The following is a 21,436-nucleotide window of genomic DNA, read 5'->3' as shown; positions in this document are numbered from 1 at the left end:
CCACCGACGTGGTGTCGTCCTTCCTCAACGTCCGAGTTGCCGACATCGCAGCCTTCTACGACCACGCTCGCAGCAAGGGCGCCGAGTTCCTCACCAGACCATGCGGCGCAGGAGCGGCGGGGCCGCGAAGTTCGGGTCGCCGTACTCCTCGAACATCGAGTCCGCGATCGCCTTGAGGGTGTCCAGGCCGACCAGGTCGGACAGGCGCAGCGGGCCCATCGGGTGGGCGCAGCCCAGCTGCATGCCCTTGTCCACGTCCTCGGCGCTGGCGTAGCCGCCCTCGACCATCCGGATCGCCGACAGCAGGTACGGCACCAGCAGGGCGTTGACGATGAACCCGGAGCGGTCCTTGGCCCGGATGGTCTCCTTGCCCAGCTGCTCGGTGGCGAACGCCGAAGCGCGCTCGACCGTCTCCTCCGAGGTCAGCAGCGACGGCACCAGCTCGACGAGCTTGAGCACCGGGACCGGGTTGAAGAAGTGCACGCCGAGCACCTGCTGCGGGCGGCTGGTGGCGCCGGCCAGCTTGGCGATCGGGATGGACGAGGTGTTCGACGCCAGGATCGCGTCCGGGTCGGACACGGTCTTGTCCAGGTCGGCGAACAGCTTCGTCTTGAGCTCCTCGTCTTCGGCGATCGCCTCGATGACCATGTTGCGGTCCTCGAGGTCGGCCAGGGACGTGGTGAAGCGCAGGCGCTCCTGCGCGGCGTCGCGCTCGGCCTCGGTGAGCTTGCCGCTCTGCACCGCGCGGTTCAGCGACTTCCACAGCCTCGTGCGGCCGGCGCGGGCGGCTTCGTCGCTGACCTCGCAGACGATCACGTCGAGACCGGCGCGGGCACCCACCTCCGCGATGCCACCGCCCATCTGCCCGCCACCGACGACTCCCAGGCGTTCGATCTTCGTCACCACACGATCCTTCCCGCTTCCGGCTGCACTGCCGCTGCACGGCGTTCGTCCGCCCGATCATGTCAAAAACAGCGGTTACCGACCGGTAAACAGTGCGCTAGACCACGTCGCTAGCGCAGCCTGGTTCATACATGAGATCGGGATCCCGCAGCCAGGCGGCGTCTGAGGCTCCGCCACCCGCACCGCCATGCAGAACGAGCACGCCGGACAGGAGGAGGGCGACGCGGAGCCGGTCCCTAAGCCCCCACGGCTCCCGGCTCCGCGCGGTCGAACCCCCCGATCCGACCCTGACCCCCGAAACAAGTTCAGGTTACCGCACTGTCCGTGCATGAATGCATGCGCTCCGAACATCACGCATGTTGACAGGCCGGGCACCACAGCGTGCCGCGCCCGCCGACCCGCGTCTTGCGCAGCGCCGTCGAACAGCGCGGACACCGCGGGTCGGGCTCGTCGCGGTGCCCGGTCAGCCAGGACGCGTCGTCCGGCACCCGACCGGCGCGCACGGCGTCGCGCAGCATCGCGCGCATCTCCCGGTGTAGCCCGTCGAGGTCGTCGCCGCCCAGCTCGGTGGTGGCCCGGTTCGGGTGAATCCTGGCCCGCCACAACAACTCGTCGGCGCAGATGTTGCCCAGCCCGGCCAGCACGGCCTGGTCCATCAGCGCCGCTTTGACCCCGCGCCGGGTGCGGGTCAGCCGCTCGGCGAACTCCTCGGCCCCGATCTGCTGCGCGTCCGGCCCGAGCTCGGCCAGCAGTTCGTCCACTTCGTCCTGCCCGCGCGCCAGGTGCAGCCCGGTCAGCTTCCGCATGTCGCGGTAGCGCAGCTGCCCGGTGGCGAAGTCGAACACGACCCGATCGTGCTTGTGCAGCTCGACGTCGTGCCCGCACCACTCGAAGCTGCCGGTCATGCCGAAGTGCGCGAGCACCCACGGCGAGTCCGCGGCCCCGGCGGTCGGCAGCAGCACCCACTTGCCGTGCCGCTGCGGCGCGGCGAAGTACCGGCGCTGCAACGCGTTCCGGAACGCCTCGCTGCCCACTCCGCGCAAGACCTGCGCATCGCACACCTGCACGCTGCGCACCTGCCGCTTCTCGGCGTGCTGCGCAACCCGGCGGAAGCCCTCGACGTCCGGCAGCTCAGGCATGACACCCGGCTACCCACCCGAAGGCCGGAACACCCGGGTTCCGCGCGCCAATACCCTGGTCCGGCCGGAACTCGAACACGTGGAGGAACCAGGATGCGAGAAGGCGATGCGGTGGCCGACTTCGTGCTGCCCGACCAGGACGGCAACCAGCGCAAGCTGTCCGACCTGCTGGCCGGTGGACCGGTCGTGCTGTTCTTCTACCCGGCGGCGATGACCAGCGGGTGCACCGCCGAGGCCTGCCACTTCCGGGATCTGGCCGCCGAGTTCGCCGAGGTCGGGGCGCAGCCGGTGGGGATCAGCGCCGACCAGGTCGGCAAGCAGCGGCAGTTCGCCGACGCGCACGGCTTCTCGTTCCCGCTGCTGTCCGATGTCGACGGGGCGGTCGCCCGGCAGTTCGGCGTCAAGCGGCGGTTCGGGCCGATCCCGGTCAAGCGACACACCTTCGTCATCGACGAGCAGAGCCGGGTGCGGGCGGTGATCCGCAGCGAGTTCCGCATGGCGGCGCACGCCGACGAGGCGCTGGCCGTTCTCAAGCGGCAGTCATAGAGGGTTTTCCATCCTCGTCCTGCGTGACGGTGCGGGTAGCGGAACCTCAGCGCCCGCCTGGACTCCGGGTGCCCGACTTTATGTATGCCAGGCTCATAGCGACCCGCGGGCCAGCGGTGCGCGCCAGCCGTAGCGCAGGGCCAGCAGGCGCACCACGACCGCCAGCAGCGCGGCGATCGCGCTGGTGATCGGGGTCAGCGTGCCGGTGATCGCCAGCAGCGCGACGATCGCGCTGCCCAGCAGTGCCGGCACCGCGTAGATCTCGCTCTCCGGGTGCAGCAGCGCCGGGATCTCCCCCGCCAGCACGTCGCGGATGGCTCCGCCACCGATGGCGGTCGCCGCGCCCAGCGCGATCGTCGCCCACGGCTCCATGCCGTAGTTGAGCGCTTTGACGCTGCCCGCCACGCAGAACACGCCCAGGCCGATCGCGTCGAAGAACAGCACGAACCGGCGGATCCGGGCCAGCCGCGGATGCCAGAAGAACACCGCCACCGCGGCGATCAGCGGCGTGCCGAAGTACGAGAGGTCGGTGAAGGCCACCGGCGGCACCGCGCCGATCACCAGGTCCCGGAACACGCCGCCGCCGAGCGCGGTCACCTCCGCCAGCACCACGATGCCGACGATGTCGAACCGCTTGCGCACGGCGAGCAGCGCCCCGGAGAGCGCGAACGCGAAGATCCCGATCAGGTCCAGGACTTCCTGCACCAGCGGGTTGAGGATCGCGGTGACCACCGGTCGGTTCTACCCCTCCACCCCACCGGTCCACCAGCCGGTCAGCCCGCTTCGGAGGCCTTGGCCGCGATCGCGCGGAGCCCGGCGACGATGTCGTCGGCGCTGGGCGCGCTGTCCGGGTCGACCAGCCACTGGATCGCCAGCCCGGCTTGGAGCGCGTAGTAGAGCGAGCCGATGGTCCTGGCCTGCTCGTCGTCGACGGTGTCCTCGTCCACTCCCTCGAACATCGCGACGTTGCCGGTGCGCGCCGCCTGGATCCCCCGGCGCAGCTGGTCCCGGATCTCGGGCACGTGGTCGACCTGCGCCATCAGGTCGAACGAGGCCGCCCACAGCCCCCGGTCCGCCTGCAAGCTCTCAGGCCTGACCCGACCGCGGGCGGCTCACCACCGCTCGCGGTCACCGCCCTCAGGCCGGTGGGTTCTCGCAGGTCGGGTTGAGCAATTTCTGGACGTCGGGGCTGTCCACGTTCTGCTTGGTGATGAGTGTCGAGCCGGTGTCGGTGTCCGGCGACGGGTTCTGCTCGCCGCGGATCTTGGTCACCGCCGCGTTCACCGCCGCGTAGCCCATCTTGAACGGGTTCTGGGCGATCAGACCGGTGATCACGCCGTCGCGCAGCGCCTGGATCTCGCCTTCCGAGGTGTCCCAGCCGATGATCTTCACCTGGCCGACCTTGCCCGCCTGCCGGACCGCTTCGGCCGCGCCGAGCACGCTGGGCTCGTTGGCCGCGTAGATCCCGTTGAGGTCCGGGTTGGCGGTCAGGATGTCCTGGGTGACCTGCAGCGCCCGGTTGAAGTCGCTGTCGCTGGACTGCTGCGCGACCAGCTGCAGCCCCGGGTGCTTGGCCATGCCCTGCTTGAAGCCCTGCGCGCGGGTCTCGTTGGTGCTGGTGCCGGGCTGGAACTCGATGAACGCCACCTTGCCGCGCCCGCCGAGCTCCTGCGCCAGCACGTCGGTGGCCTGCTCGGCGGCGGCGACGTTGTTGGTGGCGTAGACCGGGACGTCCGGCGGCTGCGGGGTGGTCCCGGAGTCCATGTTGACCACCGTGGTGCCCTGGCCCTGCGCGGACTTGGTGACGTCGGCCAGCGCCTTGGCATCGGTCGCGGCGTAGACCAGGCCCTTCACATCGCCCTGCGACAGCAGGTCCTGCAGCAGGCTCTGCTGCCCGCTGACGTCGCTCTCGGCGTGCACGCCGTCCCAGTGCACGGTGACGTCCGGCTGCTTGGAGCCCGCGCACTCCGCACCGACCCGGACCTTCTCCCAGAAGTCGAATCCGATGGCCTTCGGCACCACGGCGAGCTTGATCGGCCCGCCCTGCTGGTTGCCGCCGCCGGTCTGCTCGCGCACTCCGACGCTGCAGCCGGCCGCCGCCACCGAGACCAGCACGCACGCCGCGGTCAGAACCTTCTTCATCCCCGAGCTCCCTTGCTCCGTCACCAGGATCGCCTGCGGGTTCCGCGCGATTTCAATGGAATTTCGACCTCGAAATTCCATTGAAATCGCGGAGGACCCGGCGCGCAGGCCCGTGCACCTTCGCTCATCCGGCGTCGCCGCCGAGCTTGCGCCGCTGGTAGCGGTCCCACCAGACCGCCAGCCAGATGATCACGCCGATCAGCACGTTCTGGTAGAAGGTGCCGATGTTGAGCTGGACCGCGCCGTTGCGGATGACCGCCACCAGGAAGGCTCCGATCAGCGAACCCAGCACCGTGCCGCGACCGCCGAACAGGCTCGCGCCGCCGATCACGACCGCGGCGATGACGTCCAGTTCGAGGCCCTCGCCGAAGTTCGGCTGGCCGGAGTTGATCCGCGACGCCGCGATCATGCCGCCCAGCCCGGCCAGCGCACCGGAGAGCACGTAGACCAGGGTCGTGTAGCGCTTCACCGGCACGCCGGACAGCCGCGCTGCCTCCATGTTCGAGCCCATCACGTAGGCGTAGCGGCCCAGCCTGGTGCGGGTCAGCACCAGGTGCCCGAGCACCGCGACCACCGCGATGAGCACCACCGGGATCGGGATCGCGTTGATGACGCCCTGCCCGAGCAGCCGGAAGGACTCCGGCGCGCCGAACACCGCGACCGCGCCGGTGGCGATCAGCACCAGTCCCCGGCCGACGCTGAGCATGCCCAGCGTGGCGATGAACGGCGGCAACCCGACCACCGACACCAGCAGCCCGTTCACCAGGCCCGCCACCGCGCCGACGGCGAGACCGCCGAGGATGCCGATCAGCGGGTTGAACCCGTACTCGGCCATCAGCAGCACGCCGACCACCCCGGACAGGGCGGCCACCGAGCCCACCGACAGGTCGATGCCGCCCGTGATGATCACCAGCGTCACGCCGACCGCCATCACCGCGTTCACCGAGGTCTGCGAGCCCAGGTTGAACAGGTTGTCGGCGGTCAGGAACGACGGCGCGATGATCGACAGCACCACGAACACGACGATCAGCGCACCCGCCGCGGCGACCTGCGAGACCGCGCCGGACATGCGGTCGCCCAGCGCACCGAGCAGGCCGCGGTCCGATGTGGACGGATCGGTGGTGCGATCAGTCATCGTTGCCCCCGTTCTCGACGTTGCGGGCTCCGGTCGCCAGCGCGACCACGCGTTCCTCGGAGAACTCCGCGCGGCCGACCTCGCCGGTGATCCGGCCGCCGCGCATGACCAGGATCCGGTCGCACATGTTCAGCAACTCCGGGAGATAGCTGGAGATGAGCACCACCGCCGCGCCCCGCGACGCGAGCGAATCGATCTGCTGGAACATCTCCGACTTGGCGCCGACGTCCATGCCGCGGCCGGGTTCGTCGAAGAACAGCACCTCGGCGCCGGTCTCCAGCCAGCGCGCCAGGACCACCTTCTGCTGGTTGCCGCCGGAGAGCTGGCGCACCGGTCGTCCCACCCACGGCACCCGGATGCGCAGGCTGTCGCGTTCCCGTTCGGCGATGCGGTGTTCGGCGGCCAGGTCGATCAGCCCGGCGCGCATCGGCAGCTTGGCCATCGTGATGTTCTTGTCCACGCCCAGTTGCAGGGCCAGCCCGTCGGCCTTGCGGCTCTCGGTCAGGTAGCCGATCCCGGCGGCGATCGCGTCAGCCGGGCCTCGGATGCGCAAGGGCTCGCCGTCCAGCTCGATGGTGCCCGCATCGGGCAGTTCCGCGCCGAACACCGCGCGCGCCAACTCGGTCCGCCCAGCGCCGACCAGCCCCGCCAGGCCGACGATCTCGCCGGCGCGGACCTCGAAGGACACGTCGCGCACCGCGTCGTCGCGGGTGAGCCCGGAAACCCGCAGCCGCACCTCGCCGGGCTCGTTGTAGGTGCGCGGGTAGAGGTTGGACACGTCGCGGCCGACCATGAGCTGCACCAGCTGCGCTTCGTCCAGTTCGGCCACCGGCCGGGTGGCCACCACCGCGCCGTCGCGCATCACGGTGACCCGGTCGCCGATCTCGAAGATCTCGTCCAGCCGGTGCGAGATGTAGAGGACCGCGATGCCCTTGGCGGTCAGCTCCCGGACGAGGCCGAACAGCTCTTCGGCCTCGCCCTCGGTCAGGCTCGCGGTCGGCTCGTCCAGGATGAGCACTTTCGCCTGCACCGCAAGGGCTTTCGCCAGCTCGACGCGCTGCTGCTCCGCTGTGGACAGCTGCGCGACGCGACGTCCCGGATCGATGTCGAGCCCGACTTCGGCGAGCAGTTCGCGGGCGGCGCGGCGTTCGGCGGACCGGGAGATCCACCCGCCGCGGCCGGGTTCGTGGCCGATGAACAGGTTCTCCGCCACCGACAGGTCCGGGGCCAGCGCGAACTCCTGGTGCACCATCGACACGCCGAGCCGACGCGCCGCACCGGGACCGTGGTGCTCCACGCGCGCACCGTCCAGTTCGACGTACCCGCGGCTCGGCGGTTCGACCTGCGCGATCAGCTTCATCAAAGTCGACTTGCCCGCGCCGTTCTCGCCGGCGAAAACGTGCACCTCACCGGGCGGAACGCTCAGCGTGACGTCCGATACCGCCACCACTCCCGGGAACGACTTGCCCACGCCGTGCAGCGCCACAGCGGGGCGGAGCTGGTCGGTGGACGTCACGCGTGCCTCCTCAGATCCGCGTTGATCGTTCCTCGGGCTCGCAGTGCGCCGGATCATACCCACAACACCGACCCCGAGAAAGGGTTGGAACGAAGCCAAGTATTCGATTACCAGCCACCTCACGACAGCAGTTCGAACACCGCTCGGCAAGCCGCCGGAACCAGCAGTTCGGGTATTCGTGAACCCCGGGACGGCCGGGATCCGTAAGCTCGAAAGGGACGAATGCGCGATCACGTGGACTGGAGGCCGATAGCCCGTGCAGCCGTTGCTGGCCAGCGACCCGAACCGGGTCGGCGATTACCGGCTGCTCGCCCGGTTGGGCCGTGGGGCGATGGGCGGGGTCTACCTCGGCCGCTCGCGCGGCGGCCGGGTCGTGGCGGTCAAGGTCATCCGGCCCGATCTCGCCGAGGACCCGGAGTTCCGGGAGCGGTTCCGCCGGGAAGCGGTGGCCGCGAGCTCGGTCGGCGGGTTCTGGACCGCCGCGGTGGTGCACTCCGACCCGGACGCCGAGCAGCCCTGGCTGGCCACCGAGTACGTGCCCGGCCCGAACCTGCACCAGGCGGTGTCCGACCACGGGCCGCTGCCGGAGGCCACGGTGCGCAGCCTGGCCGCCGGGCTGGCCGAGGCGCTGATCGCGATCCACCGCGCCGACCTGGTGCACCGCGACCTGAAGCCGGCCAACGTGCTGCTCGGCCCGGACGGTCCGCGCGTCATCGACTTCGGCATCTCGCGGGCGATGACCGGCAACGCGCTGACGGCGACCGGGATGTTCCTCGGCACACCCGGCTTCTTCTCCCCCGAGCAGACCCTGGGCGACGAGGTCGGCCCGCCCAGCGACGTCTTCTCGCTGGGCGCGGTGCTGGTGTTCGCCGCGACCGGTCGCGGCCCGTTCGGCGAGGAGAGCACCGCGACCCTGCTGTACCGGGTCGCGCACACCGACCCGGACCTGTCCGACGTGCCGGACGGCCTGCGACCGCTGCTGGCCGCGTGCCTGGCCAAGGACCCGGCGGCCCGGCCGACCCCGAGCCAGATGCTGGACGAGATCGGCGAGTCCAGCCCGCACGGGGACCAGTGGCTCCCGCCGGTGATCACCGACGTGATCGCCCAGCACGCCACGCAGCTGCAGACGGCCAGCGCGCAGCACCCGGACACTCCCCCGCCGCAGCCCACCGCGCAGCCCAAGTCCGCGACCCGCACCTACACCCAGGCCGGTCCCGCGCCTGCGCCGCAAGCCCCGGTCGCACCGGTTCCGGCCGCACCGCCTGCGCCGGTCGCTCCGGCGCGGAACGCGGCCGAGCCGCAGCGGGGCAAGATCGTTCCGGCGCAGCCGCGGGCGACCTCCCACCAGCCGCAGGTGCGCCGGGACAACCCCGGCCCGACGTTCACCACCGCCGGACGCTTCCGCGCGCTGCTGTCGGCGCTGGTCGTCGTGCTGATCATGATCGCCGCGGACCGGCTGGCGGGGCACGGCCTCGGTTCGAGCAACAAGCTCATGATCTTCCAGCTCGGCATGCTGCTGCTGGGCCTCAGCGCCGCCTGGTCGGTGGCCAGGGCGCTGCTGCCCAGCCTGCGCCTGAAGGTCAACAGCGATGGACTGCTGATCTCCCGGCTGGGCATGAATCGGGAGATCCCGTGGAGCCAGGTCCAGCGGGTCGGCGTGGTGGGCAGCGGCAAGCGGGCCTCGGTCGCGGTGTGGTTCACCGACGGCGCGGCCCAGCGCTCCACGCTCTGGCACCGCATGCCCCCGCACCACGGCGGAGCCCGCATCTTCCCCGTCGGCACCACGGGCGGCTGGATGACCCGCCGCCAGGAGATCCGCCGGCTTCGCACCGCCCTCCAGCAGTACGCGCCGGGACGCTACGACACCCGGATGCTCTGAGCGCTCAGGCCGCGCCCGACCTGCGGACGGCGATGTCGCCGAACGAGGTGCGGACGCGCAGCTCCACCTTCTCGTCGGGTGCGGCGGGACCGTCCGCGGCGGTCAGCGAGTTGTCCAGCCGCCCGAAGGAGGACCGCGCGTCGAGCCAGGCCGAAGTGCCCTCGCGGACGCCGACCTCCACGTCGCCCATCGCCGTCACCAGCGACGCGGTACCGCGGACGACCTCGCCGACGCGGATGTTCCCGTTGGCGTTCTTGACCTCCAGGGACGCCTCCGCGGCGTCGACGGAGACGTGCCCGTTCGCCGCCACCACCCGGAGGTCCCCGGCGATCCGCCCGACCCAGGTGGCGCCGTTGGAGTTCTTGATCGAAGCCGAGCCGCCGACCTCGGTGAGCCGCACGCTGCCGCTGTGGGTGTTGATCTCGGCGCGACCGGCGACGTGCTCGACGACGACGTCGCCCGCCGCGGTGCTCAGGCTCAGCGCATCGGTCCGGTCGAGCTGCAGGTCACCGGTGGCGGTCTTGAACCGGCACTCCCCGAGGTCCCCTTCGCTGCGGAAGCCCACGGCCGCCGATTCGGCGCGGACCTGCGAACCGGCGGGCAGCTCGACGACCACGTCCACCGAGCCGACCTTGTTGAACGGCGCCCACCCCTTCGGCCCCTTGATCCGCAGGTTCCCGCGCGAGCAGGTGACCCGGACCTGCTCCGCGGTGGTGACGTCCAAGCTGGCGGAGCTGTCGGTGGGGCGCACTTCGACGACCGTGGTGGCCCGGTCGCTCGCGATGATCCGGACGTCGCCGAGCGCGAGCTCGATGGCGGCCGAGATCGGTTCGGGCGTGTCGAATTCAGGCATGGCGGTGCCCTCCTGATGTGTTCGATGGGCATCCCCGCTGGTCGGGGATGTGCGGTGAGGTGAAGCTCCGGCGGTGGGCGGTTAGCGGACCCAGCCGGTGTAGCGCTGCGCGCCGCGCGGGGCGCGGCGGGTGGGACGGCTGCTCGGTTCCAGCGCGGCGGTCGCGGCCCGGACGAGCCAGGCGTTGGCCGACAGGCCGTCGCGGTTGGCGGCCGCCTCGATCTGGACCTTGAGGTGCTCGGGCAGGCGGAGGTTGATCCGCGTCATCGCCCCCTCGTCGCCGTCCTGCGGAGCTTGCGGCGGCGCGGGTTCCGAACTCGCCTCGACGTGGGCGTCCTCGTCGGACGGCGGCAGGGTCACCACGAAATCGGGACTTCCGCCGCGGAGCCGCAGGTCGACCGAGCCCGGGGCGAGGTCCCGGGTGATCTCGTCGGCGGCCGCCGACAACGCGTCCAGCAGCGTGAGCCGGACGGCCGAGTCCATCGGCGCGGTGAGGCGCTCGGCGAGTGCGCGGGCGTCCTCCCCGCTCGCTTCGGCGGCGACCGCGAGCTGGTGGCGCAGGTTGTCGACGTACGTCGTGAGATCCATGGCATCATCATGGCACCATCGTGGTGCCATCGCAAGAAGAAATGTGCCCCGCCTAGACGCAAGCAGATTTCAGCGTCGCGTCGACAGCGTCGTTTACCTGCGGAAATTAGACGTCAAGCACGTTGTGCCACGATTGGCACCGGAAGGACGCAAACTGGCACCGGAGTGGCGACGGGGTCACCGACCGGGGACAGCTCGCCGTCCGGCGAGATCGCGAACGCCTGGACGTCGTTGCTGTGCTGGCCCGCGGCGAACAGGACCCGGCCGTCCGGGGACAGCGCGATGTGGCGGGGCCCGGCCACCCCCGCCGGGCGGATGTCGAGCAGCCGGAACTGGCCGTCGCTGGCGTCGGCCTGGAACACCGCGATGCTGTCGTGCCCGCGGTTGGAGGCGAGCACGAACCGGCCGTCCGGGGTCACCACCACCTCGGCGGCCAGGCTCGGCTTGCCGTAGTCCGGCGGCAGCGCGCTGAGCGTCCGCCCCGGTTCCAGCGCACCGCTCGACGGGTCGTAGCCGAACTCGGTGACCGACGAGGCCAGCTCGTTGACCAGGTACGCGCGCTCCCCGTCCGGGTGGAACGCCAGGTGCCGCGGCCCGGCCCCGGCGCGCAGCGACACCTCGTGCTCGAGCCCCAGGTGCCCGCTGTCCACGTCGAACCCGTAGACGTAGACCGAATCGGTACCCAGGTCCACCGCGAGCACGTACCCACCGGCCGGATCGGACAGCACCTGGTGCGCGTGCGGCCCCTCCTGGCGCTTCGGGTTCGGGCCGCTGCCGCTGTGCTGGACGACGTGGCACGGTTCCCGCAGCACTCCCCCGGTGTCGATCGGGTGCACCACCAGGTTCCCGGACTGGTAGTTCGCGGTCAGCAGGTACTTGCCGGACGGGTGCACGCTCAGGTGGCACGGGTCGGCGCCGAGCGTCGGCTGCGAGTTGAGCTCCTGGAGCGCGCCGTCCTCGCGGACCTCGAACGACAGGACCCGGCCGTCGCGCTGCTCGCTGACCGCGAACAACGTGGACCCGTCCGGGGACAGCGCCAGGAACGACGGATCGTGGACCTCGGCGACGACCTCCGCGCACCGCAGCGAGCCGCTCCCGTCGGCGACGGCCAGCCGGATGCCGTCGGCCGACGACTCCGCGCCCGTGTAGGCGCCCAGGTACACGCGGTACTCACCCATCTCCGGCATCGGCGCTCCACCTTCCGCAGCTGCGAACGACCCGCTCCCCACATGATGGCGCGCGGTCGCGGAGTTCCCCCGATGGGACAACGAACGGACGACACCGGCTCGAACCACGCAACGAAGCGTCGCCGCAAGCAACACCTCGCGGCTGAAATCTCCACAGCCCGCGACATAACCTTGTGTCCATGACTGCCGTTCCGTCGCACCTCGATTCCTCGTCGAAGGCCGCCGCGTTCCGCGCCCTCGACGACCAGTACAGCGCGCACAACTACCACCCGCTGCCGGTCGTGATCGCCGAGGCGTCCGGCGCCTGGATGACCGATGTGGACGGACGGCGCCACCTGGACTTCCTGGCCGGGTACTCGGCCCTGAACTTCGGCCACGGCCACCCCGCGCTGGTCGCCGCGGCCACCGAGCAGCTCGGCCGCGTCACGCTGACCAGCCGCGCGTTCCACCACGACCAGCTCGGCCCGTTCTGCCAGGAGCTCGCCGAGCTCACCGGCACCGACCGGGTGCTGCCGATGAACTCCGGCGCGGAGGCCGTCGAGTCGGCCATCAAGATCGCCCGGAAGTGGGCCTACCAGGTCAAGGGCGTGCCGGAGAACCAGGCGGAGATCATCGTCGCCGGCTCCAACTTCCACGGCCGCACCACCACGATCGTGTCGTTCTCCACCGACCCGGACGCGCGCAACGAGTTCGGCCCGTTCACGCCGGGCTTCCGCATCACCGAGTACGGCGACGCCGCCGCGGTGGAGGCCGCGATCAACGAGCGCACCGCGGCGGTCCTGGTCGAGCCGATCCAGGGCGAGGCCGGCGTGGTCGTGCCGCCCGCCGACTACCTGCCGCGCCTGCGGCGGCTCTGCGACGAGCACGGGGCGCTGCTGATCGCCGACGAGATCCAGTCCGGCCTGGCCCGCACCGGCGAGCTGCTGGCCAGCGCGCACGACGGCATCCGCGCCGACCTCTACACGCTGGGCAAGGCGCTGGGCGGCGGCATCCTGCCGGTGTCCGCGGTGGTCGGCCGCGACGACGTCATCGGCGTCCTGCAGCCCGGCCAGCACGGCTCGACCTTCGGCGGCAACCCGCTGGCCTGCGCGGTCGGCCGCGCGGTGATCCGCCTGCTGAGCACCGGCGAGTTCCAGGAGCGCTCCCGCGAACTCGGCGCCCACATGCACGCCCGCCTCGGCGAACTCGTCGGCCGCGGCGCCCTGGAGGTCCGGGGCCGCGGCCTCTGGGCCGGCGTCGAGATCGCCCCTGGTGGCCCCACCGGCCGCCAGGCCAGCGAAGCCCTCCTCGAACGCGGTGTCCTCTGCAAGGAAACCCAGGACACCACCCTCCGCCTCGCCCCGCCCCTGGTGATCAGCCGCGAAGACCTCGACACCGGCCTCGACGCGATCACCGAAGTCCTGGCCCGCTGAGCCCGCCCCGTGAGCACTTTGCGGGGCTATAGCACCGGAAAGTGCTCACGGGGGCGGAGGGTCAGGACGTGGCGAGGTCCCGGGAGAGGGCCGTCAGGCGGCTGATCGCGCGGAGGTACTTCTTGCGGTAACCGCCGTGCAGCATCTCCTCGGTGAACAGCGTCGAGAGCGATTCACCCGAGACCCGCACCGGGATCGAACGGTCGTAGAGGCGGTCGGCGAGGGCGACCAGGCGCAGGGCCACGTCCTGGTCGGGGGCCGCGTGCACCCCGCTGAGGTGGACCGCGGTCACGTCGTCGACCAGCCGGCCGTACTTCGAGGCGTGCACGCCGGCGAGGAAGTCGCACAGCTCGTCGAAGTCGTCCAGCGTCGAGCCGTCGGTCGCCTCCGCGAGCCGGTGCAGCTCGTCGTCGCTCATCGGCGGCGGCGCGTCCGGCAGCCCGCGGTGCCGGTAGTCCGGGCCGTCCACCCGCACGACGCCGAAGCGGGCCGACATCGCGTGGATCTCGCGGAGGAAGTCCGCCGCCGCGAACCGGCCCTCGCCGAGCTTGTCCGGCAGCGTGTTGGAGGTGGCCGCGACGTGCACACCGGCGTCGGTGAGCTTCGCGATCAGCTGGGTGACGAGCATCGTGTCGCCGGGGTCGTCCAGCTCGAACTCGTCGATGGCCAGCAGCTTGTGCTCGGAGAGCCGCCGGACGGTCTCGGCGAAGCCGAGCGCGCCGACCAGGCTGGTCACCTCGACGAACGTGCCGAAGGACTTGCGCCCCTCGGTGGCGTGCCACAGCGAGGCCAGCAGGTGGGTCTTGCCGACGCCGAACCCGCCGTCGAGGTAGAGGCCGCGCTTGCCGCTGTCGGGCTTCTTGCGGCCGAACACCCCGCGCAGCCACGACCCGCCGCCGTCGGAGTTGATCCGCTCGGCGAAGGCCGCGCACTCCCGGACGGCTTCGGACTGGCTGGGCTCGTCGGGGTTGGGCAGGTAGGTGTCGAAGCGCACCGCGTCGAACATGGGTGGCGGGGTCATCGCCTGGACCAGCTCGTCCGGGGTGAGGTCAGGACGGCGGTCCACCAGACGCGGGAAACTCATACGCCGACTCTATAACCGGACATCGGCCCGCCCGGCCGTGCGGGCACGTGCTCCTGCTCACCCACGACCCCGGTGATCGTGGTGGGATTGGCACGTGGTGGACGAACTCTGGCCGTTGGACGGCGCGCAGCAGGTGGACGACGATCTGGAACGGTTCTACGCCTATCCCGAGCAGCTGGAACGGCCCTGGGTGCGGGTCAACTTCGTCTCCAGCCTCGACGGCGCGGCCACCGTGCAGGGCCGTTCGCGCGGCTTGTCCTCGCCGGTGGACCAGCGGGTGCTGCGCCTGATCCGGGAGCTCTCCGACGTGGTGCTGGTCGGCGTCGGCACCGCGATGACCGAGCGCTACCGCGGCATCAAGCGCACCGAGGTCAGCACCGAGCGGCGCGCGCAGCTCGGCCTGTCGGAGATCCCGCCGATCGCACTGGTCACCAAGCACGCATCGCTGCCCCCGGAGTCGCCGCTGCTGACCGACACCCTGGTGCCGCCCATCGTGCTCACCACCGAGGCCGCCCCCGCCCAGCGCCGCGCCGAGCTCGCTGACGCGGGAGCCGACGTGGTCGTCACCGGGGACGAGGACGTGGATCTGCTGGCGGCGCTGGCCGCGCTGGACGAGCGCGGGCTGCGCCGCATCGGCTGCGAAGGCGGACCGACGCTGTTCGGCTCGCTGATCGACCAGGACCTCGTCGACGAGCTGTGCCTGACCCTGTCACCGATGCTGACCAGCGGCGACGCCGGCCGGATCGCCGCGGGCACCGGCCTCGGATCGGCCCACCGGATGCGGCTGGAGTCCGTTCTGCACGCGGAATCGCTGCTGTTCGCCCGTTACGCGAGAATGCGCGAGTGACTGTTGGGGCCAGCACCGACCAGGCGCTCGCGGCCGCCGCGCAACGCGGCGACGCGACCGCCTTCGACGAGCTGGTCCGCAGGCACACCGCCACCATGTACCGGATCGCCTACCGGGTCCTCGGCGATTCCGCTGAGGCCGAGGACGCGGTGCAGGAGGCGTGGGTGTCGGCTTGGCGGGGTCTGGCGCGCTTCCGCGGCGATTCGGCCCCGACCACCTGGCTGTACCGGGTGGTCACCAACTCGGCCCTGGCCCAGGTCCGCCGCCGCAAACCGACGGTGCCGCTGGAGCCGACGGCGGAGGTTTTCTCCGACCGGGGCACTGTCGATCCGGAAGGCCACGCGGTCCGCAACGAGGAAGCCGCGCTCGTGCACCGGGCCATCAACACGCTCGAACCCTCGCAACGCGTTCCCCTCGTGCTGCGGGAGCTGGAGGGCTTGAGCTACGAGGAGATCGCGGAGGTGCTCGAAGTGCCGGTACCCGCGTTGCGCTCCCGGCTGCACCGGGCGCGCACCACGCTGCTGGCCAGGTTGCGGGAGATGCGCGATGACTGATCACTCCGCCCCGCTGCCCTGCGGCCGCACCGACGCCGAACTGCTCGACGTGCTGACCGGCAGCGCCCCGCCCGAGCTCGCCGAGCACGCCCGGACCTGCCCGCACTGCCAGGCCGAACTGGCCGAGCTGGAGTCCGCCTGGGCGCCCGTGCGGCGCGCCGCGCGGATCCCGGTCGACCCGCCGCACGGCCTGGTGGAACGCGCCCTCATGACGGTCCGCGGAGTTCGCGGCGGACGCGGTGCGGCGCCGGTCGAGCTCGCCCAGGAAGGCGGCACGCTGCGGATCCACCCGCAGGCGGTGGTGCTGCTGACCCGGCAGCTGTGCGCTGAGATCCTCGCCCAGCACCCGGGTACCCACCTGCGGGGGTGCGTCGGTGACGCCGACGAGGTCCAGGTGGACTTGGCCGTCCGCTACCTGCAGCCCGCGACCCTGACCGAGCAGATCCAGCAGGAGCTGAGCTCGGCGCTGCGGGACGTCCTGGGCCCGGGAGCACCGGCGGTGTGGGTCCGCATCGCCGACGTCGACCCGCCGAGAACGCCGTGAACGCGGTGATGCGGCTCACAGTCGCGCAAGATCAGATCGGATGCGCGCATCCGATTCGTACCGAACCACGTCGGGCCGCGGCTCCGGCGAAACCGGAAAGGAGCGGAATTCCCATGGCACAGAACAGCGGAAGCACCCAGAAGGCGCAGTCGTCCTCGGACGAGCGCGCCACCGAGGGCCAGCGGATCCCGGAGACCCGCACCAGCGCGGCACCGACCCGGCTGGCCGACGACACCGAGCACGGCAAGACCACCATCGCGGCCTCGGTGGTGCAGAAGATCGCCGGGATAGCGGCCCGCGAGATCTCCGGGGTGTACGCGATGGGCGGCGGGGTCTCCCGCGCCTTCGGCGCCATCCGGGAGCGGATCCCGGGCGGCAGCGGCACTTCCTCCACCTCCGGCGTGCAGGTCGAGGTCGGCGAGAAGCAGGCCGCGGTCGACCTGGACATCGTGGTCGAGTACGGGGCGTCCATCGTGGACCTCGCGCGCGCCGTGCGGCGCAACGTGATCACCGCGGTCGAGCGGATGACCGGGCTGGAGGTCATCGAGGTCAACATCGCGGTCAACGACATCCACCTGCCCAACGAGGACGGCGAAGAAACCGTCCAGCCCACCACTTCCCGCGTCGAATGACAGAGCGGTAGCCGACCACCCGATCCCAGGAGGACGTCCACCGAATGCCGGAGCAGGTTTCCGCCAGCGAGCTGGCCGACCGGGTGCTCTCCCACCCCTCGGTGGTGCGGCTGCACGGCGGCCAGTACGGCGAGATCGCCACCTACCAGCCCGGGCAGCGGATCACCGGGGTCCGGGTGGGCGACGACGCGGTCGAGATCGCGGTGGTGCTGCGGTTGGACCGGCCGCTGCCGGAGGTGGTGGCCGAGCTGCGCGGCGAGCTGACCGCGGCCGTCGGCGGGATTCCGGTGGACGTCACGGTGGCCGACGTGCTCGGCCCCGACGATCCGCTGGAGGGCGGATGATGGTCGCTGTGCACCAGGATCCGGACACCCGCCGCGCGATCCGCGCGTTCGTCCGGGAGAACCACCCGGACGTCGGCGGCGACCCGGAGGCCTTCGCCGCCGGGCTGGCCGAGCTGCGCGCGGGCCGCGACCGCTACGACGCGCCGATCGAGGTGGTGCACCGGCAGCGCGGGATCCGCGGGCTGCTGCGCCGGATCCGCGACCGGCGAGCCCGCCGCAAGCAGCCGCCCCGGGTCCGATGAGAGCCTTTCCCCGCACCGGTGCCGATCTCCGTCCGGAACGGGCACCGAGCCAGTCCTTTGGAGGGATTGCCAGATGAATTGGACACAGACCGGTCTGCTCGCCGGGCTGATCCTCGGCTTGGCCGCCGCGATCGGCGGGTTCACCGGTTTCCTGATCGCACTGCTGGTCGGCGCGCTCGGGCTGGTGGTCGGCCGGTTGCTGGACGGCGAGCTGGAGATCGGCGACATCCTCGGCCGCGGACGCGACCGATGAGCACCGAGGTCGCCGAGCGCGCCGACCCGTCCGACCGGGGCCGGTTGCACATCAGCCGCTCGGTCCTGCGCAAGATCGCCGAGCACACCGCCGACCAGGACCCGGGCTGCGCGCGCACGCGCCGCCGGATCGCCGGGGTCGGGCTCGGCGAGCACGGGGCGAGCGCCCAGGTGTCCGGCCCGGACGACGCGCTGCGGATCCGGCTGGACGTCGCGCTGCGCTACCCGGCGCCGGTCCGCGAGGCCGTCGCGGCGCTGCGCACCCGGATCGGCGAAGAGCTGACGCGCCTGGCCGACTGCCAGGTGCGCACCGTCGACGTGACCGTGTCCGGGCTGATCGCCGCGGACGCGCCACCGCGGGTGGAGTGAGGACATGCGCTTTCTGGTTCGCCTGATCACGACGCTGCTCGGCGCCGCCGTCGCCGCTGCTGGCGCGGTGCTGGCGATCGAGGCGGTGGCAGCGCTGGTGCAGCCGGGCCGCGGCGGTGTGATCGTGCCCTGGCAGCGCATCCACGCCGCGCTCAGCGTGACGTCGTGGGACGACGCGCCGGTCCGGGTGACCGCCGCGCTGGTGCTCGTGGCCGGGCTGGTCCTGCTGCTGGTCGTGACGGGTTCGCGGCGGCGGGAGATCCGGCTGCACGACCCGGCCCCGGAGGTCACGGTGACCACCGATCCGCGTTCGCTGGCCCGGCTGGTCGGGCACCAGGTGCGCGACCAGGACGGCGTCGCCACCGCCGCGGTCACCGCCAGCGCCAAGCGCGTGCAGGTCAAGGCCAGTTCGCAGTTCAGGGAGGTCGGGGATCTGCGGGAACGGGTGACCGAGACCGCCGAGACCGCCGTGCAGGACCTGCCGCTGCGCAGCGCGCCGAAGGTGCTGGTGTCGGTGAGCGCGCCCAAGGAGCGCCGATGACCGAGATCAAGCCGAGCACCACCCCCACCGGCCGCGGCATGGGCTTCGAACGCGGCGTGGTCGTGCTGATCGCGGTGCTCGCCGTGCTGCTCGGTGCCGCGGTGCTGCTGGTCGGGACCGGCTGGCTCGGCCTGTTCCGGGCGCAGCGCCCGCTGGCGGACCCGATCCTGGTGCAGTGGCTGAGCGAGAACTCGCAGCTCGCCCTCGGCATCGGGATCGCGCTCGGCGTCGTGCTGTTCGTCCTGGGCCTGTGGTGGGTGGCCCGGGCACTGCGCCCGGAATCCCGCCCTGACATGCGGCTGGAACGCGGCAACGGCGAGCTGACGGTGACCGCCGCAGCGCTGACCGAGGCGGTGCGCGCCGACGCCGAACAGGTCACCGGCGTCAACCGGGCGCGGGTCCGGATGGCCGGTACCGAGCAGCGCCCGTCGCTGCGGCTGACGCTGTCGCTGCAGGAGGGCACCGACGTCAAGCAGGTGTGGGGGGAGCTCGACGCGAAAGTCCTCTCCCGCGCCCGCGAAGCGCTGGGCACGGATACCTTGCCCACGGCGATCCGCCTGCAACTGGACCGGGCTCCCCGCCAACGCGTCCACTGACCGAGGAGGTCCGCTGTGCTCCCCCTGCAGCCGCCGGTGAAACCGATGCTGGCCAGTCCGACCGACGGCATCCCGCGGCGCGGCGGCCTGCTGTTCGAGCCGAAGTGGGACGGCTTCCGCTGCCTGGTGTTCGTCGATCCGCAGGCCGGTACCCCGGTGCAGCTGCAGTCCCGCACCGGCCGGTCGCTCAACCGCTACTTCCCGGAGGTGCTGGCCACCGTCGCCGAGCACGTCCGCCGTCCGGCGGTGCTGGACGGCGAGCTGGTGGTGATCCGGCGCGACGAGGTGGGCGACCGGCTGGACTGGGACGTGCTGAGCGAGCGCATCCACCCGGCCGCCAGCCGGGTCCGGATGCTCGCCGAGCAGACCCCGGCCACCTTCATCGCCTTCGACCTGCTCGCCCTGGACGAGCGCGACCTCACCGAAGCCCCGCAGACCGAGCGCCGCGAGCTGCTCGCCGGGCTCGGCCTCAACAGCAGCGGTCTGCGCACCACGCCGGTCACCGACGACCCGGACACCGCCGCGGAGTGGTTCCGGGTGTTCGAGGGCGCCGGTCTGGACGGCATCATCGCCAAACCCACCGGCGGCGCCTACCTGCCCGGCAAGCGGACCATGCTCAAGATCAAGCACTCGCGCACCGCCGACTGTGTGGTCGCCGGATTGCGCTGGCACGCCAAGACCGAGCCCGGCACCGCGGTGGGATCGCTGCAGCTGGGCCTGCACGACGAGCACGGGGTGCTGCACCACGTCGGCGTCGTGGGCGCGTTCTCCGCGGCCCGGCGGCGCGAGCTGGCCACCGAGCTCGCCGAGCTCATCACCGACGGCGAGCACCCGTGGGTGGGCGAGAACGCGACCGGCCGGCGGCTGCCGGGGTCGGTGAACCGCTGGAACAGCAGCGAGCAGCCGTGGGTGCCGCTGCGGCCGGAGCGGGTCGTCGAGGTCTCCTACGACCACACCGAAGGCGGGCATCCGGCGCGGTTCCGCCACACCACGCAGTTCGTCCGGTGGCGCCCGGACCGCGACCCGGAGTCCTGCCGCTACGACCAGCTGGACGAGCCGGCGCGCTACGACCTCGACGCGGTGCTGGTAGGCGACGTGGATCGCGAAACCCGTTCGAACGGGTAATGTCCGTCGCCGTGCACATCGCGGTGATCGGTTCTGGCGGTATCGGTGGAGTTCTCGCAGCGGCAGCGCACGCCGCAGGGCACGAGGTGTCGCTGTGCGTGCGGACCCCGTTCGACCAGTTGACGGTGGAAACCCCGGAAGGCACCCGGGAAATCCCGGCACCGGTGGTGACCGACCCCGGTGAGCTCGGCGAGGTCGACTGGATCCTGCTGACCACCAAGGTCCAGGACGTGCCGAGCACGTCCGGCTGGCTGCAGCGCCTGGACGACGGCCGCGCGCCGATCGTGGTGGTGCAGAACGGGGTCGAGCACCGCTCGTCGGTCGCCTCGATGGGCCTGCGGGGCCCGGTCCTGCCCGCGCTGATCTACGTCGCGGCCGAGCGGGTGAGCCCCGGCCACGTGGTACGCCGCTCCCCCATGACGATGCAGGTTGAAGCGGGTGAGGTCGGCGAGCGCTTCGCCGCCCTGCTCGCCGGCGACGCCCTGACGATCCGCCCGACCGACGACTTCCGCACGGCGGCCTGGCGCAAGATGCTCACCAACCTGGCACCGAACCCCATCACCGCCCTCACCCTCCGCCGCCTGGACGTCCTCGCCGAACCCGACGTCCGGGAGCTGTGCGCCGGAGTCCTCGCCGAGGCGGTCGACGTGGCCCGAGCCGAAGGCGCCGACCTCACCCACGCCGACGCGGAGAAGGTCCTGGCCGACTACATCGAGAAGTTCCCCCCGACGAACGGGACCTCGATGCTCTACGACCGGCTCGCAGGCCTGCCGACGGAGCACGAGCACATCACCGGCGTCCTGGTCCGAGCGGCGACCACCCACGACATCCCGGTCCCCCTCAACAAAACCCTCCTGACCCTGATGCGGGCCCTCCACCCCACCAAGCTCCCCGCCGTCTGACCGGGGAATCAAAGTTCAATGGAAATCAGACCTCCGATTTCCATTGAACTTGCGGAAGTTCTCCACAGCCAGGACGACCTGTCCACACCCGTCGGCATGTCGGG

Annotated in this window: 26 protein-coding genes; 15 read left to right on the top strand and 11 right to left on the bottom strand. The window is 71.6% G+C overall.

The genetic code is table 11. From position 1 onward, the window contains the following. Window positions 1-90: 90 nt before the first annotated feature. A complete protein-coding gene (locus tag ABTZ89_RS15990; protein ID WP_351045111.1) occupies window positions 91-903 on the bottom strand; it encodes a 3-hydroxybutyryl-CoA dehydrogenase in 813 nt (270 codons plus the stop codon). A gap of 350 nt (window positions 904-1,253) precedes the next feature. Then, window positions 1,254-2,042 (bottom strand): Fpg/Nei family DNA glycosylase, encoded by a 789-nt coding sequence (locus ABTZ89_RS15985; RefSeq protein ID WP_351045108.1) that lies wholly within the window; start codon window positions 2,040-2,042, stop codon window positions 1,254-1,256. A gap of 93 nt (window positions 2,043-2,135) precedes the next feature. Between ABTZ89_RS15985 and ABTZ89_RS15980 the strand changes: the two genes are divergently transcribed. Beyond that, a complete protein-coding gene (locus tag ABTZ89_RS15980; protein ID WP_270947923.1) occupies window positions 2,136-2,588 on the top strand; it encodes a peroxiredoxin in 453 nt (150 codons plus the stop codon). A gap of 93 nt (window positions 2,589-2,681) precedes the next feature. Here the strand turns inward: ABTZ89_RS15980 and ABTZ89_RS15975 are convergent, their stop codons facing one another. From ABTZ89_RS15975 to ABTZ89_RS15955, 5 genes are all read right to left on the bottom strand, one after another. Further along, window positions 2,682-3,320 carry a trimeric intracellular cation channel family protein gene (locus ABTZ89_RS15975; RefSeq protein WP_270947924.1) on the bottom strand — a complete coding sequence of 213 codons (639 nt, stop codon included), beginning with the start codon at window positions 3,318-3,320 and terminating at the stop codon, window positions 2,682-2,684. 41 nt (window positions 3,321-3,361) lie between these two features. Beyond that, window positions 3,362-3,670 (bottom strand): TetR family transcriptional regulator C-terminal domain-containing protein, encoded by a 309-nt coding sequence (locus ABTZ89_RS15970; RefSeq protein ID WP_270947925.1) that lies wholly within the window; start codon window positions 3,668-3,670, stop codon window positions 3,362-3,364. 55 nt (window positions 3,671-3,725) lie between these two features. Further along, a complete protein-coding gene (locus tag ABTZ89_RS15965; RefSeq protein ID WP_270947926.1) occupies window positions 3,726-4,730 on the bottom strand; it encodes a substrate-binding domain-containing protein in 1,005 nt (334 codons plus the stop codon). A gap of 124 nt (window positions 4,731-4,854) precedes the next feature. Continuing rightward, window positions 4,855-5,865, bottom strand: a complete 1,011-nt coding sequence (locus ABTZ89_RS15960; protein WP_270947927.1) for an ABC transporter permease — start codon at window positions 5,863-5,865, stop codon at window positions 4,855-4,857. After that, window positions 5,858-7,381: a sugar ABC transporter ATP-binding protein gene (locus ABTZ89_RS15955; protein WP_351045102.1), complete on the bottom strand. Its 1,524-nt coding sequence runs from the start codon at window positions 7,379-7,381 to the stop codon at window positions 5,858-5,860. The genes ABTZ89_RS15960 and ABTZ89_RS15955 overlap by 8 nt, the downstream gene beginning before the upstream one ends. Window positions 7,382-7,637: 256 nt before the next feature. Between ABTZ89_RS15955 and ABTZ89_RS15950 the strand changes: the two genes are divergently transcribed. Then, window positions 7,638-9,260 (top strand): serine/threonine-protein kinase, encoded by a 1,623-nt coding sequence (locus ABTZ89_RS15950; protein WP_351045099.1) that lies wholly within the window; start codon window positions 7,638-7,640, stop codon window positions 9,258-9,260. 4 nt (window positions 9,261-9,264) lie between these two features. Here ABTZ89_RS15950 and ABTZ89_RS15945 read toward each other — a convergent pair whose 3' ends face one another. From ABTZ89_RS15945 to ABTZ89_RS15935, 3 genes are all read right to left on the bottom strand, one after another. Then, the gene (locus ABTZ89_RS15945; RefSeq protein ID WP_270947930.1) at window positions 9,265-10,113 is read right to left on the bottom strand and encodes a DUF4097 family beta strand repeat-containing protein; all 849 of its coding nucleotides are present in this window, start codon (window positions 10,111-10,113) and stop codon (window positions 9,265-9,267) included. Between the two features lie 81 nt (window positions 10,114-10,194). Then, window positions 10,195-10,701 carry a hypothetical protein gene (locus ABTZ89_RS15940; RefSeq protein WP_270947931.1) on the bottom strand — a complete coding sequence of 169 codons (507 nt, stop codon included), beginning with the start codon at window positions 10,699-10,701 and terminating at the stop codon, window positions 10,195-10,197. A 113-nt stretch (window positions 10,702-10,814) separates the two neighbouring features. Further along, window positions 10,815-11,888: a lactonase family protein gene (locus tag ABTZ89_RS15935; RefSeq protein ID WP_351045094.1), complete on the bottom strand. Its 1,074-nt coding sequence runs from the start codon at window positions 11,886-11,888 to the stop codon at window positions 10,815-10,817. A gap of 179 nt (window positions 11,889-12,067) precedes the next feature. Here ABTZ89_RS15935 and rocD point away from each other — a divergent pair, with 179 nt between their 5' ends. Further along, on the top strand, window positions 12,068-13,300 hold the full coding sequence (gene rocD, locus ABTZ89_RS15930) for an ornithine--oxo-acid transaminase (protein WP_270947933.1): 1,233 nt from the start codon (window positions 12,068-12,070) through the stop codon (window positions 13,298-13,300). 61 nt (window positions 13,301-13,361) lie between these two features. Here rocD and zapE read toward each other — a convergent pair whose 3' ends face one another. Next, window positions 13,362-14,384 carry a cell division protein ZapE gene (gene zapE, locus ABTZ89_RS15925; protein WP_270947934.1) on the bottom strand — a complete coding sequence of 341 codons (1,023 nt, stop codon included), beginning with the start codon at window positions 14,382-14,384 and terminating at the stop codon, window positions 13,362-13,364. A 94-nt stretch (window positions 14,385-14,478) separates the two neighbouring features. Here zapE and ABTZ89_RS15920 point away from each other — a divergent pair, with 94 nt between their 5' ends. The 12 genes from ABTZ89_RS15920 to ABTZ89_RS15865 all read left to right on the top strand — a co-directional run bounded on the left by ABTZ89_RS15920 (window position 14,479) and on the right by ABTZ89_RS15865 (window position 21,332). Further along, window positions 14,479-15,231, top strand: a complete 753-nt coding sequence (locus tag ABTZ89_RS15920; RefSeq protein WP_351045090.1) for a pyrimidine reductase family protein — start codon at window positions 14,479-14,481, stop codon at window positions 15,229-15,231. After that, window positions 15,228-15,785 (top strand): RNA polymerase sigma factor, encoded by a 558-nt coding sequence (locus ABTZ89_RS15915; RefSeq protein WP_351045087.1) that lies wholly within the window; start codon window positions 15,228-15,230, stop codon window positions 15,783-15,785. Before ABTZ89_RS15920 ends, ABTZ89_RS15915 begins: the two co-directional genes overlap by 4 nt. Next, on the top strand, window positions 15,778-16,329 hold the full coding sequence (locus tag ABTZ89_RS15910; RefSeq protein ID WP_351045084.1) for an anti-sigma factor family protein: 552 nt from the start codon (window positions 15,778-15,780) through the stop codon (window positions 16,327-16,329). Before ABTZ89_RS15915 ends, ABTZ89_RS15910 begins: the two co-directional genes overlap by 8 nt. Window positions 16,330-16,442: 113 nt before the next feature. Next, window positions 16,443-16,961 carry an Asp23/Gls24 family envelope stress response protein gene (locus ABTZ89_RS15905; RefSeq protein WP_351045081.1) on the top strand — a complete coding sequence of 173 codons (519 nt, stop codon included), beginning with the start codon at window positions 16,443-16,445 and terminating at the stop codon, window positions 16,959-16,961. 44 nt (window positions 16,962-17,005) lie between these two features. After that, the gene (locus tag ABTZ89_RS15900; RefSeq protein WP_351045078.1) at window positions 17,006-17,305 is read left to right on the top strand and encodes a hypothetical protein; all 300 of its coding nucleotides are present in this window, start codon (window positions 17,006-17,008) and stop codon (window positions 17,303-17,305) included. Continuing rightward, a complete protein-coding gene (locus ABTZ89_RS15895) occupies window positions 17,302-17,547 on the top strand; it encodes a hypothetical protein (RefSeq protein WP_351045075.1) in 246 nt (81 codons plus the stop codon). Before ABTZ89_RS15900 ends, ABTZ89_RS15895 begins: the two co-directional genes overlap by 4 nt. Before the next feature lie 73 nt (window positions 17,548-17,620). Continuing rightward, window positions 17,621-17,800: a hypothetical protein gene (locus tag ABTZ89_RS15890; RefSeq protein ID WP_270947941.1), complete on the top strand. Its 180-nt coding sequence runs from the start codon at window positions 17,621-17,623 to the stop codon at window positions 17,798-17,800. Continuing rightward, the gene (locus ABTZ89_RS15885) at window positions 17,797-18,168 is read left to right on the top strand and encodes an Asp23/Gls24 family envelope stress response protein (RefSeq protein ID WP_351045071.1); all 372 of its coding nucleotides are present in this window, start codon (window positions 17,797-17,799) and stop codon (window positions 18,166-18,168) included. Before ABTZ89_RS15890 ends, ABTZ89_RS15885 begins: the two co-directional genes overlap by 4 nt. A gap of 4 nt (window positions 18,169-18,172) precedes the next feature. After that, window positions 18,173-18,709, top strand: a complete 537-nt coding sequence (locus ABTZ89_RS15880; RefSeq protein WP_351045068.1) for a DUF6286 domain-containing protein — start codon at window positions 18,173-18,175, stop codon at window positions 18,707-18,709. After that, complete coding sequence (gene amaP / locus ABTZ89_RS15875) at window positions 18,706-19,305, top strand: alkaline shock response membrane anchor protein AmaP (RefSeq protein ID WP_270947944.1); 600 nt, start codon at window positions 18,706-18,708, stop codon at window positions 19,303-19,305. The genes ABTZ89_RS15880 and amaP overlap by 4 nt, the downstream gene beginning before the upstream one ends. Before the next feature lie 15 nt (window positions 19,306-19,320). After that, window positions 19,321-20,430 (top strand): ATP-dependent DNA ligase, encoded by a 1,110-nt coding sequence (locus ABTZ89_RS15870; RefSeq protein ID WP_270947945.1) that lies wholly within the window; start codon window positions 19,321-19,323, stop codon window positions 20,428-20,430. After that, window positions 20,430-21,332: a 2-dehydropantoate 2-reductase gene (locus tag ABTZ89_RS15865; RefSeq protein ID WP_351045064.1), complete on the top strand. Its 903-nt coding sequence runs from the start codon at window positions 20,430-20,432 to the stop codon at window positions 21,330-21,332. The genes ABTZ89_RS15870 and ABTZ89_RS15865 overlap by 1 nt, the downstream gene beginning before the upstream one ends. The last annotated feature ends 104 nt before the right edge of the window (window positions 21,333-21,436 follow it).

This window comes from Saccharopolyspora sp. NPDC002686 (genome assembly GCF_040295745.1).
GTDB classification, from domain to species: Bacteria; Actinomycetota; Actinomycetes; order Mycobacteriales; family Pseudonocardiaceae; genus Saccharopolyspora; species Saccharopolyspora oryzae.
This window is presented reverse-complemented; position numbering and strand designations above follow the sequence as displayed.

What these genes read in the sequence shown, in the direction of transcription:
- ABTZ89_RS15985 (WP_351045108.1), bottom strand. Translation starts at nt 2,042, where the DNA reads ATGCCTGAGCTGCCGGACGTCGAGGGCTTCCGCCGGGTTGCGCAGCAC.
- ABTZ89_RS15980 (WP_270947923.1), top strand. Translation starts at nt 2,136, where the DNA reads ATGCGAGAAGGCGATGCGGTGGCCGACTTCGTGCTGCCCGACCAGGAC.
- ABTZ89_RS15965 (WP_270947926.1), bottom strand. Translation starts at nt 4,730, where the DNA reads ATGAAGAAGGTTCTGACCGCGGCGTGCGTGCTGGTCTCGGTGGCGGCG.
- ABTZ89_RS15960 (WP_270947927.1), bottom strand. Translation starts at nt 5,865, where the DNA reads ATGACTGATCGCACCACCGATCCGTCCACATCGGACCGCGGCCTGCTC.
- ABTZ89_RS15945 (WP_270947930.1), bottom strand. Translation starts at nt 10,113, where the DNA reads ATGCCTGAATTCGACACGCCCGAACCGATCTCGGCCGCCATCGAGCTC.
- ABTZ89_RS15940 (WP_270947931.1), bottom strand. Translation starts at nt 10,701, where the DNA reads ATGGATCTCACGACGTACGTCGACAACCTGCGCCACCAGCTCGCGGTC.
- ABTZ89_RS15935 (WP_351045094.1), bottom strand. Translation starts at nt 11,888, where the DNA reads ATGCCGGAGATGGGTGAGTACCGCGTGTACCTGGGCGCCTACACGGGC.
- rocD (WP_270947933.1), top strand. Translation starts at nt 12,068, where the DNA reads ATGACTGCCGTTCCGTCGCACCTCGATTCCTCGTCGAAGGCCGCCGCG.
- zapE (WP_270947934.1), bottom strand. Translation starts at nt 14,384, where the DNA reads ATGAGTTTCCCGCGTCTGGTGGACCGCCGTCCTGACCTCACCCCGGAC.
- ABTZ89_RS15910 (WP_351045084.1), top strand. Translation starts at nt 15,778, where the DNA reads ATGACTGATCACTCCGCCCCGCTGCCCTGCGGCCGCACCGACGCCGAA.
- ABTZ89_RS15905 (WP_351045081.1), top strand. Translation starts at nt 16,443, where the DNA reads ATGGCACAGAACAGCGGAAGCACCCAGAAGGCGCAGTCGTCCTCGGAC.
- ABTZ89_RS15900 (WP_351045078.1), top strand. Translation starts at nt 17,006, where the DNA reads ATGCCGGAGCAGGTTTCCGCCAGCGAGCTGGCCGACCGGGTGCTCTCC.
- ABTZ89_RS15895 (WP_351045075.1), top strand. Translation starts at nt 17,302, where the DNA reads ATGATGGTCGCTGTGCACCAGGATCCGGACACCCGCCGCGCGATCCGC.
- ABTZ89_RS15890 (WP_270947941.1), top strand. Translation starts at nt 17,621, where the DNA reads ATGAATTGGACACAGACCGGTCTGCTCGCCGGGCTGATCCTCGGCTTG.
- ABTZ89_RS15885 (WP_351045071.1), top strand. Translation starts at nt 17,797, where the DNA reads ATGAGCACCGAGGTCGCCGAGCGCGCCGACCCGTCCGACCGGGGCCGG.
- ABTZ89_RS15880 (WP_351045068.1), top strand. Translation starts at nt 18,173, where the DNA reads ATGCGCTTTCTGGTTCGCCTGATCACGACGCTGCTCGGCGCCGCCGTC.
- amaP (WP_270947944.1), top strand. Translation starts at nt 18,706, where the DNA reads ATGACCGAGATCAAGCCGAGCACCACCCCCACCGGCCGCGGCATGGGC.
- ABTZ89_RS15865 (WP_351045064.1), top strand. Translation starts at nt 20,430, where the DNA reads ATGTCCGTCGCCGTGCACATCGCGGTGATCGGTTCTGGCGGTATCGGT.